This is a genomic window from Thiocystis violacea, assembly GCF_016583565.1.
GTDB classification, from domain to species: Bacteria; Pseudomonadota; Gammaproteobacteria; order Chromatiales; family Chromatiaceae; genus Thiorhodococcus; species Thiorhodococcus violaceus_A.
This window is the reverse complement of record NZ_NRRF01000191.1, coordinates 1-1498: the sequence shown is the minus strand read 5'-3', so window position 1 is coordinate 1498 and position 1498 is coordinate 1. Positions and strand designations below refer to the sequence as shown.

Here is a 1498-nt window from a genome sequence, read left to right as displayed (position 1 = left end):
GGCGGCTTCTGGCCAATCAGCTTGCCCTTGTTCCACGGCTCATGTGCGGCGTGGGACGTGTCAGTGTTTGTCTTCATCGTCTGTTTCCTCATCACAGGAAGGGGAAACAGAAGCATGGTCAGAGATCCGGTCAGCGGCTGACACAAGAAGCAGTCACTTCGGATTGACTGCTCTGAGCCCGCAAAGCCCCAGGTCCGGTCACTCGATCCGTGCGTTCCAACAAGAAGGGGGCAGCCAAGTTCAATCGCCTGGTACCGCGTGGACGACGTCAGCTAAACAAGCGAAAGCCGTCACTCTTCTCCGAGGCTCCTCGTTTATGGCCATGCCCATCCTTCGGATACTGGGGCACGCCGCATTGCTGCAACGGACCGTTTCTTAGGAGTATCCAGGTCAAGGCATGGTTTGGATCGGCGTGGCCGCGAGATGGTTCGAGATGACCCTTTGGTGAGCCTTCCATGACGGCCGTGGTGCGCCGGGTCAGGCGGACTCAGGTCGTGCCGATGCGGTCGAGCTCGCGCTGGAGCTTGAGCCGGTCGAGCGAGGCGAAGGGAAGAGCAACGAAGATCTTGATTCGGTTCTCGATCTCGCGGAAGGCGGTGCGAAAGGCGTTGAGCCGGGGCAGCTCATCGCCCTCGACGGCGGCCGGATCCGCCGTGCCCTAATGGGCGGTCATCGGTTGGCCGGGCCACACCGAACACATCTCGGCCTTGGCCCTGTCGCAGACGGTAAAGACGAAGTCCATGGCCGGGGCGTCGGGCTCGGCGAATTCAGCCCAGTCCTTGCTGCGCAGTCCGTCGGTCAGGTAGTTGTTACGCCGCAACAGATCCAGCGCCAGCGGATGCACCTCGCCCCTGGGGTAGCTGCCGGCGCTGAAGCCGCGAAAACGACCCGAGCCCCAACGCTCGATGATGCGCTCGGCGAGGATGCTGCGCGCCGAGTTGCCGGTGCAGAGAAAGAGGACGTTGAAGAGGGTGTCGGCCATGGCGTTCGAGGGCTCCTCAAATTGGCAGGGTTCGGGATATCGTCGCGGTCGCTCGCGTTGGCAATATATTCCGATCAGCGTATATAGTCGGCAAGTGAACCTTTTATGACGGTTCCGCAGCCAGCGACCGAATCGGTAATCTGAGCGACCTGATATGAGCGGTGCGGTCCAACGTAAGTCGGTGCCGACATTCCGCACGCCATAACGTGTAATAACGAATTTTTTGTTGCTGATTTTCAGTGGAGGTGTCGTCATCTCGCACACGAAAAACGAACAAAACGCCCGTCATCGTGGCTGAGCACCGTCATTCCACAGCCCTCCCTCCAGCGGAAGCCGTCCCCTCGATTGCCCTATCATCGCGTTGTTCGCGAACATTGAGAGGGAATCATGCATGGCCGTCCATATCGACACCGCCTCCATGGCCAGTCCACGCCATTACAGCAGCCAGGTCCTCAATCACCTGGGGCTCGTGGCCGGAATGTACGACGAGCTGGGTCTCGGGGAGTTGATCGACCA

1 protein-coding gene is annotated in these 1498 nt (G+C 60.0%); it reads right to left on the bottom strand.

Annotation, left to right across the window (positions count from 1 at the left end; translation table 11 throughout):
- Positions 1-658: 658 nt before the first annotated feature.
- On the bottom strand, positions 659-982 hold the full coding sequence (locus CKO23_RS24640) for an arsenate reductase ArsC (RefSeq protein ID WP_440870597.1): 324 nt from the start codon (positions 980-982) through the stop codon (positions 659-661).
- Between the last annotated feature and the right edge of the window lie 516 nt (positions 983-1498).